Source organism: Enorma massiliensis phI (assembly GCF_000311845.1).
Classification (GTDB): Bacteria; Actinomycetota; Coriobacteriia; order Coriobacteriales; family Coriobacteriaceae; genus Enorma; species Enorma massiliensis.
Genome location: NZ_HE978575.1, coordinates 485,481 through 501,754, shown reverse-complemented (window position 1 = coordinate 501,754; position 16,274 = coordinate 485,481). Strand labels below are relative to the sequence as shown.

The 16,274-nt window shown below is 62.3% G+C and carries 12 protein-coding genes; 4 read left to right on the top strand and 8 right to left on the bottom strand.

From position 1 onward, the window contains the following. From HGEM_RS08895 to HGEM_RS08870, 6 genes are all read right to left on the bottom strand, one after another. The coding region (locus HGEM_RS08895) for a hypothetical protein (RefSeq protein ID WP_019129084.1) at positions 1-786 on the bottom strand (786 nt) is incomplete at its 3' end. 295 nt (positions 787-1,081) lie between these two features. Continuing rightward, the gene (locus tag HGEM_RS08890; RefSeq protein ID WP_019129083.1) at positions 1,082-1,594 is read right to left on the bottom strand and encodes a hypothetical protein; all 513 of its coding nucleotides are present in this window, start codon (positions 1,592-1,594) and stop codon (positions 1,082-1,084) included. 466 nt (positions 1,595-2,060) lie between these two features. Further along, complete coding sequence (locus tag HGEM_RS08885) at positions 2,061-2,531, bottom strand: deoxycytidylate deaminase (protein ID WP_019129082.1); 471 nt, start codon at positions 2,529-2,531, stop codon at positions 2,061-2,063. A 233-nt stretch (positions 2,532-2,764) separates the two neighbouring features. After that, complete coding sequence (locus tag HGEM_RS08880) at positions 2,765-4,405, bottom strand: aminotransferase class I/II-fold pyridoxal phosphate-dependent enzyme (protein WP_019129081.1); 1,641 nt, start codon at positions 4,403-4,405, stop codon at positions 2,765-2,767. A 717-nt stretch (positions 4,406-5,122) separates the two neighbouring features. Beyond that, entirely contained in the window at positions 5,123-5,650 is a 528-nt protein-coding gene (thpR, locus tag HGEM_RS08875) for an RNA 2',3'-cyclic phosphodiesterase (RefSeq protein WP_019129080.1), read from the bottom strand. A gap of 174 nt (positions 5,651-5,824) precedes the next feature. After that, complete coding sequence (locus HGEM_RS08870; protein ID WP_019129079.1) at positions 5,825-7,255, bottom strand: amidophosphoribosyltransferase; 1,431 nt, start codon at positions 7,253-7,255, stop codon at positions 5,825-5,827. A gap of 441 nt (positions 7,256-7,696) precedes the next feature. On the opposite strand from HGEM_RS08870, the gene HGEM_RS08860 reads away from it, so the two are divergent. Continuing rightward, positions 7,697-8,407: a hypothetical protein gene (locus tag HGEM_RS08860; RefSeq protein ID WP_019129078.1), complete on the top strand. Its 711-nt coding sequence runs from the start codon at positions 7,697-7,699 to the stop codon at positions 8,405-8,407. Positions 8,408-8,597: 190 nt separating this feature from the next. On the opposite strand, the gene HGEM_RS08855 is transcribed toward HGEM_RS08860, so the two are convergent. Continuing rightward, the gene (locus tag HGEM_RS08855) at positions 8,598-10,211 is read right to left on the bottom strand and encodes a DUF2130 domain-containing protein (RefSeq protein ID WP_019129077.1); all 1,614 of its coding nucleotides are present in this window, start codon (positions 10,209-10,211) and stop codon (positions 8,598-8,600) included. A 511-nt stretch (positions 10,212-10,722) separates the two neighbouring features. Next, entirely contained in the window at positions 10,723-11,673 is a 951-nt protein-coding gene (locus tag HGEM_RS08850) for a patatin-like phospholipase family protein (protein ID WP_019129076.1), read from the bottom strand. 251 nt (positions 11,674-11,924) lie between these two features. On the opposite strand from HGEM_RS08850, the gene HGEM_RS09835 reads away from it, so the two are divergent. The 3 genes from HGEM_RS09835 (at position 11,925) to HGEM_RS08830 (ending at position 16,249) form a co-directional block, all read left to right on the top strand. Further along, entirely contained in the window at positions 11,925-12,752 is an 828-nt protein-coding gene (locus HGEM_RS09835) for a response regulator transcription factor (RefSeq protein WP_019129075.1), read from the top strand. Beyond that, positions 12,745-14,415: a sensor histidine kinase gene (locus HGEM_RS08835; RefSeq protein ID WP_019129074.1), complete on the top strand. Its 1,671-nt coding sequence runs from the start codon at positions 12,745-12,747 to the stop codon at positions 14,413-14,415. Before HGEM_RS09835 ends, HGEM_RS08835 begins: the two co-directional genes overlap by 8 nt. 244 nt (positions 14,416-14,659) lie before the next feature. Next, positions 14,660-16,249, top strand: coding sequence for an amino acid adenylation domain-containing protein (locus HGEM_RS08830; RefSeq protein WP_019129073.1), 1,590 nt, complete (start codon positions 14,660-14,662; stop codon positions 16,247-16,249). Positions 16,250-16,274: the final 25 nt, after the last annotated feature.

Sequence of the window (16,274 nt, the reverse complement as noted above, 5' to 3'; positions counted from 1 at the left end):
GCGGTCGCCGCCAAAGCCACCGCGTCCGCCGCGGTCGTCACGGCCACCAAAGCCGCCACGGCCACCGCGGTCGCCGCCGCGCGAACCACCGCGCTCGTCGCGACCACCATGCGTGCGATCGTTCTCGCAACCCATCTCCACGAGCGGATTGATTACCTCGTCGAGCAGGGAAAGCAGCTCGCGCGCACTCTCAGCGGAAAGCTGAGGAACGAGCTTCTTGCGCTTGTTGCCGCGCGCCTCGGCCATCGCCACGGCATCCTCGCCTGCGAAGACCACGATATGGCGCATGTCGCCATCCTCGGGCTCGATACGGCCCACGATATCCTGCTTTTCCGCCTCAATCAGCAGCTCATTGAGGGCGCGAAGGCGCATGCCCAGAAGGTCGGCCATCTCCTTCTCTTCCATCTTGGGCTTGAGCTCGAGCAGGTGCAGCGCGCGAACCAGGTCCTTGGTGCGCTCGGCCTCCGCCTCGGCCTCCTCGGCCAGCGCGGACTTGCGGTTACGCAGCAGGCGAGCAGCGCGGTTCACCTTATCAAACAGCAGATCATCGAGGTCCTCGTTTGCAGGCCCCACCGGCTTCTCCTCCGCAGGCTTCTCAACCTGGAGCTCCTCGGCAACCTCGGCTACGACCCCTTCAGACTCCTCAGCCGCTTCGTTTGCCTCGATGCTCTCCACGGCCTCGGTGGCATCAGCCTCAAGCTCCTCCGCCTCAACGGCAGCGGCGGCCTCGACCTCTTCGATAATTTCGTTCTCTACCATGTTCTCGTTTTCGCTGTACTCAGACATGCGTTCCTCCTACGCCCTTCCGGGCTCTCTTGGGCGCCATTGCATCTCGCCCATCACTCAAAGCAGCCTTTCGGCTGGGCAGCGTCGTTGCTGCGCACCCAAGTGTAGAGGTCGCCGCGGCCATATTCGCAGGAAAAACTTCGTGTACACGAAAGCCGGACAATCGAGAGGGGCAGGCAACGGTAAGGCACTCTTCCGCGCCCAGACATCAGCTCGCAAAGACGGGCCGCCGCCATGCCGCCCCCTAAGTGAAATCCTAGCGAGCACCGACAAGTTCGAAAAGAAGCGCAGCCCTCTAGAACGGAGCAATCGCAAGCATCGCTACGAATACGATGCCAAGCCCCACGATTCCAGCCAGATAGATAGCCTGGCACATGCGGTACGTGCGGTCGCGGCCAAAGCGCGCGATCACCGCACTGGCACCCTCCTCGCGCATCGCAGCAACAAGCTCAGCGCTTTCGAGCATAGACCCCTGCTCCGCCTCAGCACGCGCAGCGCCCTCACGGCCATAGAGCGCGAGGACGATCCCCGCCAGCTCAAAAGCACCTCCCGCACGATAGGCATGCGACATGCGCGCGAGGTGCGACCAGCATGTGCATACCGGGTATAGCGAGATCGCGCACGCAAAGAACAGGTCGGAAAGGGGCTCGGTCGCCACCGCGATCACATGGTGCCGCTCACCCGCCGCAACAAGAAGCAGGCCGAACACCGTAAAGAAGAACGCGGTGCCCAGATAGCGTAGGAGCTGGCCCTTGAGCCCGGTAAACTCGCTGTCGCGCTTCCCGATTACAGCCTGCAGCGTCTCCATGGTGCCTCACCTTTCCTACCGTTCGTGCATAGGGCGCAATGCCCGCCGCACGCCCTGCATGCCTACACCCTACCCCGCTCTACGCGCAAAACGGTTAAAGGCATGTCATGGGTTGGTAAAGTCGGCACCGTTCAGCAGGCAATATCGGCCGCCCGCCGCCTGACTCCCGTGGAACAGGTAGCGGCCGGCGCAATCCATAGCCCCAAACGACCCGGCACAAGATAGTCGTTCCACTTTTGGGAATATCTTTTTCAGGATGTGCCCGTACGCACGCGAAGGAGCGTTCGAATCCTGCGGATTTCCTAGCAGCAGGCAGCGCTTTCGACGGCTCCGAAAAGATATTCCCAAAAGTGGAACGAACAATCGATTCACGCAGCCAGAATCGACCGCGAGGCGATGAGCAAGGGCTATCCGAAGCGATCGCCCACAATTTTCTAGAAGAACATCCTAGGCCAGAGATTCGCCCTCAGTTCTGCAAGTTCATCCCGCGATACGAGATGCCGCAGGAATCTAAGATCCGCTTGGAAATCTGGTTGCTCTCGGTGCCGTCGTATTTGTCGCTTAGGTACACGACCTCGCCGATGCCCACCTGCGCGAGGATCTTCGCGCACTCATGGCACGGGAACAACGTGACGTAGATGGTCGCGTGGTTGAGGTCTTTGAGCGACCCGCGGTAGTTGAGCACGGCGTTTGCCTCGGCATGCACCACATAGCTGTGCTTGTCCAGCAACGGATCGTCGCTCACGCCCCACGGGAAGTCGTCGTCGTTCAGCGCGGACGGAGTTCCATTGTACCCCACCGAAAGGATGCGGTGGTTCGTGTCGGCGATGCACGCCCCGACCTGCGTGTTTGGATCCTTGCTCCGCAGCTGCGCAGCCACCGCCACACGCATGAAGAACTCGTCCCAGGTAATGACATCGTTGCGCTTGTCAGGCATGGTCACTCCTCATAACACATACGGCACAATGACTGGCTCGGTCCGAAGCGCCCCGGGAACACGCCCGTCGGCCAAGCCGAAGAGCCCGATCCCGCTCAGCTGCGAAGCCAAGACCGCCGAGCCTCCCGGCAGGCGCACGGGCACCGGCCAGGCTAACGCGCACGGACACCGGCCTCCCTCACGGCAAGCACGGACAGGCGTCGGACCTCCGCCCTATTGTGCCCCATTCTCGTCTAATGCTGGCGGTAATGCTCAAAGAAGTCGGCAAGGTCCGTCATCGCCTCGCGCAGCACCTCCATACGCGGCAGGTACACGATGCGGAAATGGTCGGGCTTGTCCCAATTAAAGCCGCCGCCGCGCGTGATGAGGATGCGCTTCTGGTGCAGCAGGTCGAGCGCGAACTGCTCGTCGTCGGTAATATTGAACTTCTTGACATCCATCTTGGGGAAGATGTAGAACGCGGCCTTGGGCTTTACCGCGGTGATGCCATCGATGGCGTTCAACGCCTCGTACACGTAGTTGCGCTGCTCGTACACGCGGCCGCCCGGCACGATGTAGCTCGTCACGCTCTGGTGGCCTCCGAGCGCCGTCTGCACGATGGACTGCGCGGGCACGTTTGAGCACAGGCGCATGTTGGAAAGCATGTTGATACCATAGATGAAGTCGCGCATGCAGCGCTTGTTGCCCGAGAGCACCATCCATCCAATGCGATAACCTGCGATCATATGGCTTTTCGACAAACCGGAGAAAGTTACACACGGAAGATCGGGCGCAAGCGAGGCGATGGAGATGTGCTCGTAACCATCCATGCAAAGGCGGTCGTAAATCTCGTCGGAGAGAATCATGAGCTGGTGGCGGCGGGCAATCTCGACAATCTGCTCCAAAATCTCGCGCGGGTAGACGGCGCCCGTGGGGTTGTTGGGATTGATGATGACGATGGCTTTGGTGCGCTCGGTAACCTTAGCCTCCATATCTGCAATGTCGGGGCACCACTCGGCCTGCTCGTCGCACACATAATGCACCGGCACGCCACCGGCGAGCGTGGCGCACGCGGTCCAAAGCGGATAGTCGGGGCTGGGAATGAGGATCTCGTCACCGTTGTCGAGCAGCGCATTCATGGTGAGCTGGATGAGTTCGGAGACGCCATTGCCGGTGTAGATGTCCTCCATACCCACGTTGGGCAGGTTCTTGATCTGCGCGTACTGCATGATGGCCTTGCGCGCAGAGAAGAGCCCGCGCGAATCCGAGTAGCCCTCGCAGTCGGGCAGCTGCTGGCGCATGTCGGTTACGACCTCGTCCGGCGTGCGGAAACCAAAGGGGGCCGGATTGCCGATGTTGAGCTTCAAGATACGCAGGCCTTCCGACTCCATTCGGGCGGCCTCGTCGGCCACGGGGCCGCGAACATCGTAGAGAACGTTATCGAGCTTGGTAGACTTTTTGAACTCACGCATGGATGCGCTCCTTTTCGGGTTGGATGTGAAGGAGTTGCTGGCGGCCGCAGGCCGCGCGGAAGCTCGCGTCACATCATCCGCAGGCGCGGGAGCCTCGTTAACGTCGCCCATCTTAGCTGGACCCGAAGCGGATTCCTGCCAAGCCCCGCGCGTTACCGAATTGGCGTCGTTCGCCGAATGGCTTTCGTCAACCATGGGGTCCATGCCATCTGCCAGCCACACTTCGCGCACGCCGAGAACCTGCGCAAGCAGCGCCATGACATTGCGACGCGGCACGGTCTTCCCACTTACATATTGGCTGACCTGGCTTTTTCCAAGCCTGCCGCCATACTTGGAAGCAGCATGAATTACATCCGCCTGTTTCATTCCGGCGCGGGACATCGCCTCGATCAGCCGTGCGGAAAACGCCTCTTGGCGCGCCATTTGCCCTCCTTTAGTTCAATTTAGATTGAACTCTTTTGGTAAGTATGCCATAACATTAGGTTTAAAGTTCAATTTATATTGAACCTGTAGCTCTGAGCACGCAGACTCCATGCTTTTTGAACAATTCCCGGACTGAGACGCATCAACCCGCAGCCGAAGCAATGCCGCTAGATTGAAAGCGACTCATTTCGCTGAGGAATTCTTGAAACAGTTCGCAAAACTGGATAACTTTGTCGATTTTCGGCGCTGGCAAAGGCGCGCGGGCATGCAATTTGGGCCAAAAAGCCGCTGCGGAGACCCTTCGCGGGAGTTTTCACAGCAATTAATCTCGATAAAGCCCCGTGCACAGAGCATCAATCGCCAGAAATCGACATTTTTAGCCAATTCCTCTTCCAAATCAACCGAAACAGTCTAAGGCTGCCGCGATACGGTAAAGCCATCGCAATCAAACGCCGCCAATCGCCACAGCCAGCTCCCAGCGGCAAGTGCATGCGGCGCTCAACGGGCAGCGCCCAATAGCGGCGGGCACGGCCTGCGGCGCACCGGGCGCGATCTCTCATAACGGCCCACACGACCTGCGGCGCACCGGGCGCGATCTCTCATAACGGTGGTACGTGCGACAGCGCAACGACCAGGCTCGTACGCAACAGCGAGCACGCCCGTAGTACAACGGTCGTGCGCCGCCATGGCGACGAACCTGCCCAGCAGTACGATCCGCTATCCCAAATCTATGTGATATAGCTCTTTATACGAAGCGCCCTCTTGGCTCAACTCGCTCTTAAAAAGCGCTACCCGATAGGCACGTTCCGGATCCGGAAACACTAACTCCGGCAAGTCACCTTGAGGCAGCCGGGCGCGACGCGCCAGCGTAATATGCGGTCGAAACGCCTTGCGGTCGTAGGCGATGCCCCGCTCTTCGAGTCCCGAGCGAACCGCCTCGGCTAAAGCGCGAAGCTCCTCGGTTAGCGCAATGCCCAGCCAGAGCGTCGCGTCATGTGGGCGGCCGAAGGTGCCCAAACCATCCGCAGAAAGCCGCACCGCCCCGCAGCGCTCGCATACCTCGTCAAGCGCGCTAATAGCACGAGCCGCTTCCGGCTCACCAATCTCTCCCAAAAACGCCAAGGTCAGATGGTAGGTCTCTGGCTTCATGAATCGCCCGGCAACAGCAGGCCGGAGCTGCCGGGCCAGTGCGGACACCTCGCCCGCAAACGGCTCAGGCAACTCCAATGCAACAAACGCCCTCAAAGGTGAATTACCCCTTGCTCTCTAAACCCGCTCGGGCCAATTCCAGCGGCAGAAGCGCTGTTCGCGACCGCCCCGGTGGCAGGCACGTCGCCCGCTGCAATCCCGGCAGCAGGCGCGCCACCCGCTGCAACCCCCGGTGGATACGCTACTCAAACCAACCCGGCGGCAAGCGAACTACTCGCGGCCGTCCCAACAGTAGGTGCATACCTGCGCGGGGTCGATGCCGATGGCCTCGAGCATGCCGGGCAGACTCTGGTAGCCCAGGGAATCGAAGCCGAGCTGCTCGCAGATGCGCTTAAGCATGCACTTGCCGCGCTCGGTCGAGCTGTCGGCGTATTCGTCGAGGTGCTCATCGCCCTCCGGCCCCTCAAGCTCGCGCACCACGCGGCGGGCGATAAGGTCTTGGTCGCTCTTGCCGCGCGAGAAGCTCAGATATTTGCAGCTAAACATGATCGGCGGGCACGCTGAGCGCATGTGCACCTCGGCGGCACCGGCCTCGTACAGGAAGTCGACGGTCTTTCCCAGCTGCGTTCCGCGCACGATGGAATCGTCGACAAGCAGCAAGCGCTTGTCGCGGATAAGCTCCGGTACGGGGATCTGCTTCATCTCGGCGATGCGGTCGCGCACCTCCTGGTTGGTCGGCATGAACGAGCGCGACCACGTGGGCGTGTACTTGATGAACGGCCGCGCGAAGGTGGCGCCGCACTCGTTAGCGTAACCGATGGCATGCGGCAAACCGGAATCCGGCACGCCCGCCACATAGTCAACCTCGGGCAGCGTTCCCGCCATAGCCTCGTCGCGCGCCATGATATGGCCGTTTCGATAGCGCATGACCTCGACGTTCATGCCCTCGTAGTTCGAATTGGGGTATCCGTAGTACACCCACAGGAACGCACAGATCTTCATCTGGTCGCCCGGCGCCACGAGGCTCTCGTAGCCATCGCTCGTCACGCGCATGATCTCGCCGGGACCGAGCTCGCACTCATCCTCATACCCGAGCTTGTGGTAGACGAAGGACTCGAACGAGATGCAGTAACCCTGGCCCTCGATATCGCGGCCGATCAGCACCGGCAGGCGGCCCATGCGGTCGCGTGCAGCGTACACGACGCCATCCTCCGTCATGACGAGCAGCGTGAGCGACCCCTGAATGGCCTTCTGCGCAAAAACGATGCCCTCGACCAGGTCGTCTTTCTGGTTGATGAGCGCCGCGACGAGCTCGGTGTGATTGACTGCACCGGAGCTCATTGCCATGAACTGCGCGCCGCCCTGCTCGAAATACCGCTCGATGAGCTCGTCGGCGTTGGTGATGGCACCGACCGTCGTGATGGCAAAGGTGCCGTGGCGGCCGCGAACGAGCAAGGGCTGGGGGTCGGTATCGGAAATGCAGCCGATGCCGCTCGTGCCGTGGAAGCGCTCCAGATCCTTATCGAAGCGAGAGCGGAACGGCGTGTTCTCGATGGAGTGAATCTCCTTCTGGAAGCCGCCCGTGCCCTCGCAAAAGACCATGCCCGCACGGCGCGTGCCCAGGTGAGAGTGGTAGTCCACGCCGAAAAAGACGTCCAGCACCACATCGCGCTTCGAAACCGCGCCAAAGAATCCGCCCATCGCTCCCCCTCATATATGGCTGATGATGCTGCCATTATACGTGAGCCATTCCTTCGCAGCGCGAAGGATATGAATAGCGCGGAAAGACGCATGGCAGATATGCGTGCTTCCCGGCAACCGGGAGCAGGCCACGCCGCTCACCCCCACCGGCTCTCCGTCGCGTGCCCCTTGCTCCCATTTCACCGAGCCCTCCTCGCTCCTTCCGCCGCGCGCGACGCTCGCCCGGTGGGCCCCACGCTCCTTCCGCCGCGTGCTTTCCGCCGCGCCCCTCGCTCCCTCGCCCCTTTCAATCGCGCCCCACGCCGGAAGACAGCGCGAGGCCCTTGTCGATGCGAACCTCGCCCCCGCGCCCACATGCTCTAGCGTTGAAAAAGAAAGCAGGTGTATAATCGCGCGCGAATCGCGGCACAATGCCGTTATTCCATAGTGGAGGAGGCCAACATGGACGAGTCTCTGATCGGAATCATCGTTGCAGCGGGGTGCGGGCTGCTTTGCGCTGGGCTCGGCGCGTATATGGTCGTAACAGGCAACCCCTCACTTCTGCATAGCTATCATTATGCGACCACCCCGCTCGCGGACCGCCCGGCGCTTGCGCGCGAATCGGGCGCCGGACTCATCGTGACCGGTGTGGGCTGCGCACTCATGGGGCTTTCGGATTTCTTTGGAGTCTGGGCAGGCGTTGCGGGCATCGTGCTGCTCGTCGCCGGTATCGCAATCAACCTTATTTCCATCATCAGGCATAACGGCTCGCTCTTCTCGTTCCCTTCAAGCGAGGAAAAGGCACATGGAGGGCGTGGGCTTCACATCGGCCTCAATACCGGAGGCGGCGTCGTCCTAGGCGCAATCATCGGCCTCGTTTGCATCGTGCCCGGCGTCTATATGATCGCGACTGGCGACGTGAGCCTGCTTCACAGCTACCACTACGAGCATATCGCCGCTGCGGACCTGCCCGCGTTCTCGCTCATCGAAGGCCTCTCGATGATTGGCCTCGGCATCGGCCTTGCCATCTGCTTTGCCGCGGGCGGACGCATGACGATGCGTCCCATCCCGCTCTGGGCAAAGGTGCTCATGGCTGTAGGCGGAATCATCTGGGGCGCGAGCCTCATCGCCCTAATCGTCGCGATCCCCACCTTCGGAGGTTCGCTGTCATAGGATCCGCCCGAGAGGCGGGCCACAGGCCGAACGCCCGACGCTCCGCCTCGCGCGGCATCGACATTCTTCGTCCTCTGCGCCAGCATCGCACCCGTAGCGAGACAGTTGTGCCGGGTTAAACTGTCTCATAATCGTCATGCCTGAATGAGACAGTTTAACCCGGCACAACTGTCTCACAACTGTCTCACGGCTACGCCTCTGCGTCGTCCCTCTCGGCAGCTTCGGCGATGCGCGCCTCCTCGAAGGCGGCCTTCATGGTAGGGTTGCCGCGCGTGAGCTTTTTGATGGTGAGGCCCTGCGCCTTGTCGTTCGCTAGGCGCAGGTTGCGATCGCTCGAGAGCAGTGCCTCTTTGGTCTTCTGCAGATGGCTAATGGTCTTGTCAATCTCCTCGATCGCCGTCTGGAACTTGCGGTTCGCCAGCTCGAAGTTGCGCGAGAACCCTTCCTGGAACGCCTCCAGCTTCGATTCGAAATTGGTCACGTCCACGTTCTGCTGCCGCATGATAGCGAGCTCCTGCTTGTAGGCAAGCGCGTTCATGGCGGCGTTGCGCAGAAGCGTGATGAGCGGGATGAAGAACTGCGGGCGGATCACGTACATCTTTTCGTAGCGGTAGCTCACATCCACGATACCCGTGTTGTAAAGCTCGCTCTCCGGTTCCAGCAGGCTCACCAGCACCGCGTACTCGCACTTCTTCTTCGTGCGGTCCGCATCGAGCTTCTTGAAGAAGTCCTCGTTCTTATGTTTGGTGGCCGTGGCATCGTTTTCGTTCTTCATCTCGAACATGATGGATATGATCTCGTTGCCGTCATCGTCGCACTCGCGGAAGATGAAATCGCCCTTGGAGCGGCGCGAACCGTCCTCGCCCTCAACAGCGTCGTTGTCTTTCTCGAAGTACGCGTGCGGGAAGGCCGTCATGCGCAGGCGGTTGAACTCGGTCTCGCAGTGCTGCTCGAGCGTCTCGCCCACCATCTTGGTAGACAGGCGCACCTTCATGTCGCGCAGGCGCTCGATTTCCTCATCCTTGTAGCGAATGAGCGCATCGCTCGCCTTCTTGGATTGCTCAAGCTCAAGCGCGTGCGAGGCCTCGAGCTGCTGGCGCTCGCTATCGTGAAGCGCGCGCTCGCTCGCAAGTGCCGCGCGCGCCTCGTCGCGCTCGCGCTCCGCCGCCGTAACCGCCTGCGCCACGGCAAGCTCCTGCTTCGCCGCATCGGCGGCAATCTGCTGCCTGAGCTTGGAAATCTCGGCATCCTTGGCAGCAATGCCCTGGGAAAGCTCCTCGCGTGTCGCAGCGCGCGCGTTCTCAAGCGCAACCGCCTGCTGTTGGGCAGATGCCTCGGCCTGGGCCTTGAGCCGAGCGATCTCGGCGTCGCGAGCGGCGATATCCTCCTGAAGACGCCGAGCTGCCTGCGCTTGGGAGAGCTCCGCCTCCGTCTCTTGCTGAGCCAACTTCGCCCGAAGCTCGTCGCACGTGCGCTCGAGCTCTGACAGCTGCTGCTGAGCATCTCGCTGCGCCTGCGCCGCGGCGCGCTCCTCAGCGAGCCCGCGCTCGTTCGCCGCGGATGCAAGCTGCGCCTCGAGCTCGGCGATGCGCGCATCGCGCCCCGAAACCGTTTCCTGAAGCTGGCGCTCGGCCTTCTGCTCTGCAAGCTCCACCGCTGCCGCACGCTCACGCTCCATGATGCGCTCGCGCTCAGCGAGCTGACGCGAGAACTCCTGGTCGCGCACCTGGCGCGCGATATCTGCATACCCTTGTTCGTCTACCTGGAACACCGTACCGCACTGGGGGCACTTTATCTCGTTCATAAACGGACCTTTCTTCCAAAGACGCCTGCACCCATGGTTCCTTTTACTGGAATCAGTCTACCCCGGCATGCGGACAGAAGAATGCGGCGCGCCCGGAGAGCTAACGAAGCTCATGTAGACGAGCAGATGAACCGCACCTGTCCGTCACGAACGCCGCACGTCGCGGGCGGTTAAGGTCGCCGGGCGGTTAAGGTCTCCCCGTGCGTTCAGGCGCGATTCGGACGAACCCGGCACGCCTGCCGTTCCCGGGCCGGATTGGGACATCGCCTGTGTTGTCGGGCAGGATTCGGGCGCGCACCGGACGTTTTGCCATTCTCGGGCGGAATTCGGACACGGCCGGCGTTCTCGGGCGAGATTCAGACGGAACAGGGCCCTCGAATGTCCAAATGTTGCCCGAAGGCGGCCAACATGTCCGAATGTCGCCCGGCGCAGAAGAGCAACGGCGGATGCCGCCCAGCAACGCCGTCAGTGATTGGGTGAGACAGTTTAACCCGGCACAACTGTCTCCCTGTCACATCCCGAGGTACGAGCGCAGCGCGTCGAGCGTAGCCTTGCCGTCGCGGCGGCCGACCTGGTACACGCGGTCGAGAATCGCCGGATCCTTCACCGAGAGCGGCGTCTTGACCGATTCGCTCGGCCGAATCACGAACACCTTGCCCTCGCGCTCCAATCGCGCGAGCTCGTCGAGTTGCGCGTTGTAGCGCTCATGGCGGTTGGCCAGAAGCTCAACCAGCTTGGGATACCGGCGCAGCAGCACGCGCAGCGCGGGCATGAGGCCGTTGGGCTCCTTCCGATACCCCTCGGGCTGCGTACACACCACCACGCAGCGGTCGTAGCCCTGATCGAGCATCCAGCGGAAAGGAACGGAATCGGCCGTTCCGCCATCGAGCAGCAACCGCCCTTCCAGCTCAACGGGGCGAGAGAGCGCCGGAATCGCCGACGAGGCGCGCATCCACTCCACGTCCTCCTCATCACCGCGGTTCACGTCGTGGTACACCGGCTCGCCGGTTTGGATATCGGTCGCCACCACGGTGAATCGCATGGGGTTAGCAGCATAGGTTCCCACGTCGAACACATCGAGCTCCCAAGGGAGGCGCCCGAAGGCGAACTCTCGATTGAAGAGGTTCCCCGTGGTAAGCAAGCTTCTCATGCCTGCATAGCGGGGATCGTTGCAGAACCTTTTGTTATAGCGAACCGCGCGCCTCAACTGGCACGACTTGAAATTGCACCCGAAGGTCGCGCCCGCGGAAACTCCCACCGTATGCGTGGCCCCTATGCCCTCCTCGAGCCATACGTCGAACACGCCCTCGGTATAGTGGCCGCGAAAACCGCCACCCTCGAACACCACGCCTACCGTATGCGGCAACGCGCCAAACTTGGGGCGCTCGCTCGGCTCCCGCACATCGGAAAGCTTGTAGTCTGCACCCGAGCCAACAATGTTAGGTTCTTTCGCCTGTACCATGCCATACCTCACTTAATCATGGCTTTTGAGTATAGCGCGGCGCATGGAAAAGGTAGTCGGCTTCCTCGGCACCTTCGTCGCCCGTCGCCGGGCAGGGCTGACAAGCCGCGCCGCCCATCGCCCCATGGATTCTTCACGGCCGCTTAAGCCAGGCTTCACTGCTGTGGAAAGCCCATGCAGGGCAGCGGTTCACCGTAGAATCGAGAGGGTACCGATAAACGGAAGGGGGCTAAACCACGGCAGAAACAGTCTTGATCGTAGAAGACGACCAGGATATCGTCGAGCTGCTGTCGCTCTATCTAACCGGCAGCGGGTACGACGTCGTCACTGCTGAAAATGGGGAAGATGCTCTCGAGCAACTTCGACAGCACCCTGCCGATATCGCGCTTGTCGACATCATGATGCCGCGCATGAACGGCTACGACTTCATCAAGGCCCTCCGCGCCACGAACAATATCCCCGCCATCATCATCTCAGCTCGCACGCAGGCTGCCGACAAGATTGTGGGGCTTGACGCCGGGGCGGATGGATTCATCGCGAAGCCCTTCAACCCGCTCGAGGTCACGGCGCAGATTCGCGCCCTCCTGCGCCGCCGGGCCACCGATGTTGCCGACGCCCTCGCCGCAGCCGGCCGCACCGCCCCCGCCGCAGATGAGGCGTGTGCTACCGCACCATCGGAAGGCGAGGCATCCCTTCCAGGACCAGACACCTCTTGTCCCAGCGATCGCGCGACTGCAGAGAGCACCCCCGCGCCTTCAACCCCCTCGCAAGACGGCGCGCATGTGCTTCGCGTGGGCGACCTCGCCTTTGACACCGAACGGCTCGAGCTCTTCAAAGGCGGCACGCCGATTCCGCTCACCGCCGCCGAGCTCAAGATCATGGCAACCTTCATGGCCGCCCCTGGTCGCGTTTTCAGCAAAGCCCAGCTCTATGCATGCATCAACGGGGAGAGCTTTGCTGGCAGCGAGGCAAGCGTGATGGTTCATGTCTCCAACATCCGCGCCAAGCTGGAAGACGACCCGCTGCGGCCGGCATACATCAAGACCATCCGCGGTATGGGATATAAGATCGATGGCTAGCGAATTCGAACACACGCCCTCTTCCCGCAGTCCCTTGCATCGTCTGCGCAAGAGCATCGCCGTGCGCTGCCTCGCCGGCCTTATCGTCTACGCAGCGCTCCTAGCACTCGTGCTCTGGAGCATCAACCGCGCTAGCGAGAATCTGTTCGACAGCGCCTTTCCCTCCATGGAAACCGTGCTGACGTATGCCGACGATCTGGAGCATGACCGCTTCGATGCGCTGCAGACGCAAGCGCTCGAGCACTGCAGGATCGTCATCTTCGACGGCGACGGCACGCGGCTCTACGCATCGAGCGCACGGGCAGCGGAGAAGATCCATGCCTCCGACCTCGACCTCATCAGCGAATACGATGAGCAGAGCTTCTACGAGGTGTTCCAGCAAAGCACCGTCGACGGCCTGCACTACCGCATCGTGCAGTGCACCTACAGCCTCGAAGACGGGTTCACCAAACGCATCACGGCGTGGTGTGAGCTCGACGAAAACCTAACCGTGGTGGCCGGCGATCTATTCGCCGATCGCGGCGCGCTCACGCAGCGCGAATTCGACTTCCTGCAGGGCGTCTACAGTGCGCAGATGTCTGTGGAGCGCGTGAGCTACCAGACCGTAGACGGCGAAGAGCGCATTCTCGTGCTGGCCGCCCCGCTCATGAGCGACATTCGCTACCAGCAAGTCATAGACGAAGCCAACCGCCTGCCGCTCCTTGCTACCCCCGTGACGCTCGTCATCACCATTGGCTGCGCATGGTACCTGGTGGGCGTCGCGAAACGTGCGACGCGCCCACTGGACCGCGCGATCAACGCCTACCGTCGCGGAGACGAGCAAGTGGACGCGGCGACCGACGTTCCCACCGAGCTCGTGCCCATCTACGACAACTTCACCGACCTCATGGACGAGCTGCGCGAGGCGCGCGAGGACAGCCAGCGCATCATCGCCAACATCTCACACGACCTCAAGACGCCGCTCACCGTGATCTACGGGTACGCACAGGCCTTCCGCGACGGGCGCGTTCCGCCGGAAAAGGAGCAAGACTACCACCGCATCATCGGAGAGAAGGCGCTTGCCGCAAGCGAGCTCATCGACACGCTCTTCGCCTATGCGAAGATGGAGCACCCCGAATACGCCCCGAACCTCGAGCCATGGCGCGTAGACGAGCTGGTGCGCTCGGTGGCGCGTGAGGCGGAGGCTCAGGTAGAGCAGGCAGGATGTTCGCTCTTCGTAGTTCCCGAAGGGACATCGCTCGCGCAGGCCGCACAGGGTGACGAGAACCCTGGCATGGCGACGAGCAGCGCCGAGCCCATCGCCTGCATAGACCGGCAGCTCTTCCATCGGCTGCTCATGAACCTCATCAGCAATGCTTGCGCCCACAACCCTTCGGGCACAAGCATCTATCTCGCCTGCGAGGTCGACACCGGGCGCGGCCTCGTGCGCGTGCGGGTAGCCGACACCGGCACGGGAATCCCCGACCACATTGCCTCGCACGCCTTCGACCCCTTTGTGACCGAAAACGCCGCACGCTCCACCAACGGGGGAACCGGCTTGGGCCTCACCATCGCGCGGCGCGCCGCCGAGCTCATGGGCGGCACGCTCACGCTTTCCCCGAACCCTCCCCACCCGTGCGCTACGGAGTTCGTGATCGAACTGCCCCGCTGCGCGGAGGAGTGAACGCTGCGCGACCAACTTCCGTGCGATGCTCGGCTTCATCGTCGCGGCGGTCGTGGTAAACGCTGCGCGCGGCCGGCTTCCGTGAACCGGGTGCGCACCCGCTGCGCGCGAACCCAAAGGCTGCCCGACCGCGCGCGGGGTCGCAGTGCGCGCGAACCTAAAGAAACCTTTAGCAAGCGTTCAGGTGCGCTAAAGCTTCCCTTCCCATACTGGAACCCATCGAACCGACCAGTTGGAGGAAGCAATGCACACGACGGCGCATACACCGATCGAATACCTTGAGCGATCTGCCCGGCTGTTCCCGAGCAAGACCGCAGCGATCGACGAGTTTGGCACCTGCACCTATGCCGAGCTGCTCGAGCGCAGCCGAGCCATCGCCCAAGGCCTTCTTGCTACAGACGCGCGATCAAACGCCTCCGGCAACCCGGGGATCCGCGCTGCGGGCTCCGTTAACGCGCCCGCGCCGCAGCCCGTCGTCGTCTTCATGGAGAAGCGCATCGATATGCTCGCCTCCTTCCTCGGTGCCCTCATGGCGGGCCGCTTCTACGTGCCGGTCGATCCCAGCGTGCCTGCAGAGCGAGCGAGAAATGTCTATGCCACCCTGGCGAATGGGAAGCCGGAAGAAAACGGCCCGGTCGTGATCGCGAACGCCGATACCATAACCGCCGCGCGAGCAATCTTTCCGGAAGGCAGCGTAGCGCTCGTGGATGACCTGCTGCAGCACACGGTCGATAGCGCGGCGCTTGAGAACGTCGCGCGCTCCTTGGTGAGCAGCAACCCCGCCTACGTGCTCTTCACGTCTGGGTCGACCGGCATACCGAAGGGTGTGGCCGTGAGCCATCGCTCCATCTGCGGGTTCATCGATGCATTCGTGGAAGCCTTCGGCATCCGCGACGATGACGTCATCGGCAACCAGGCGCCGTTCGACTTCGATGTCTCGGTCAAAGACATCTACGGCGCACTCGCGACAGGCGCCACGATCGTCTTGCTGCCGCGCAGGCTGTTCAGCGCCCCCGCGCAGCTGGTAGATGCCCTTCGCGAGCACGAGGTCACGGTCATGACCTGGGCGGTGGCCGCGCTCTGCCTCGTGAGCAGCCTTCACGGCCTCGACCACGCCCCGCTGCCGAGCGTGCGCCTTGTCCTGTTCTCGGGCGAGGTCATGCCGCGCAAGCATCTCGCACGCTGGCTAGAGCACCTGCCCGAGGCAACCTTCGCGAACCTCTACGGGCCTACCGAGATCACCTGCAACTGCCTCTACCACATCGTGGATCGCAGCCGCGCCTACCTTGACGGCCTGCCCCTGGGCGAGCCGCTCGGCGACCGCCGCATCCTGGTGCTGGACGAAGGCATGCAGCCCGTTAGCGAGCCCGGACAGGTGGGGGAGCTCTATGTGGGCGGCCCGAACATCGCGCTCGGCTACTACGCCGACCCCGCTCGCACGGAGGGCGCATTCATGCCGAACCCCATCCCCGGAGCGTTGCCGGAAACCGTATACCGCACCGGAGACCTCGTGCGCATAGGCGAGGGCGGGGAGCTCTTCTTCAGCGGGCGGGCGGACAACCAGATCAAGCATCAGGGCCACCGCATCGAGCTGGAAGAGATCGACGCCGCCTTCGAGCGATGCCCCGGTGTCGAGCGCTGCCGCTGCGCCTATAACGAGCGCTTCAAACGCATCCATGCGTTCTTCGAAGGCTCGGCCGAAATCGATGAGCTCCGCCGCGCCGTGAGCTCGATGCTTCCCGGCCCCATGGTACCCGCAAGCATCGAGCGCGTGGAGCGCATGCCGCTCACCAAGAACGGCAAGGTCGACCGCCGCGCGCTGCTCAACGCGTGACACTTTCCCCCGGTACAACTGTCTC

What these genes read in the sequence shown, in the direction of transcription:
- HGEM_RS08885 (WP_019129082.1), bottom strand. Translation starts at nt 2,531, where the DNA reads ATGCCTGACAAGCGCAACGATGTCATTACCTGGGACGAGTTCTTCATG.
- HGEM_RS08860 (WP_019129078.1), top strand. Translation starts at nt 7,697, where the DNA reads ATGGACGAGTCTCTGATCGGAATCATCGTTGCAGCGGGGTGCGGGCTG.
- HGEM_RS08850 (WP_019129076.1), bottom strand. Translation starts at nt 11,673, where the DNA reads ATGGTACAGGCGAAAGAACCTAACATTGTTGGCTCGGGTGCAGACTAC.
- HGEM_RS08870 (WP_019129079.1), bottom strand. Translation starts at nt 7,255, where the DNA reads ATGGGCGGATTCTTTGGCGCGGTTTCGAAGCGCGATGTGGTGCTGGAC.
- HGEM_RS08835 (WP_019129074.1), top strand. Translation starts at nt 12,745, where the DNA reads ATGGCTAGCGAATTCGAACACACGCCCTCTTCCCGCAGTCCCTTGCAT.
- HGEM_RS08880 (WP_019129081.1), bottom strand. Translation starts at nt 4,405, where the DNA reads ATGGCGCGCCAAGAGGCGTTTTCCGCACGGCTGATCGAGGCGATGTCC.
- HGEM_RS08890 (WP_019129083.1), bottom strand. Translation starts at nt 1,594, where the DNA reads ATGGAGACGCTGCAGGCTGTAATCGGGAAGCGCGACAGCGAGTTTACC.
- HGEM_RS08855 (WP_019129077.1), bottom strand. Translation starts at nt 10,211, where the DNA reads ATGAACGAGATAAAGTGCCCCCAGTGCGGTACGGTGTTCCAGGTAGAC.
- HGEM_RS08830 (WP_019129073.1), top strand. Translation starts at nt 14,660, where the DNA reads ATGCACACGACGGCGCATACACCGATCGAATACCTTGAGCGATCTGCC.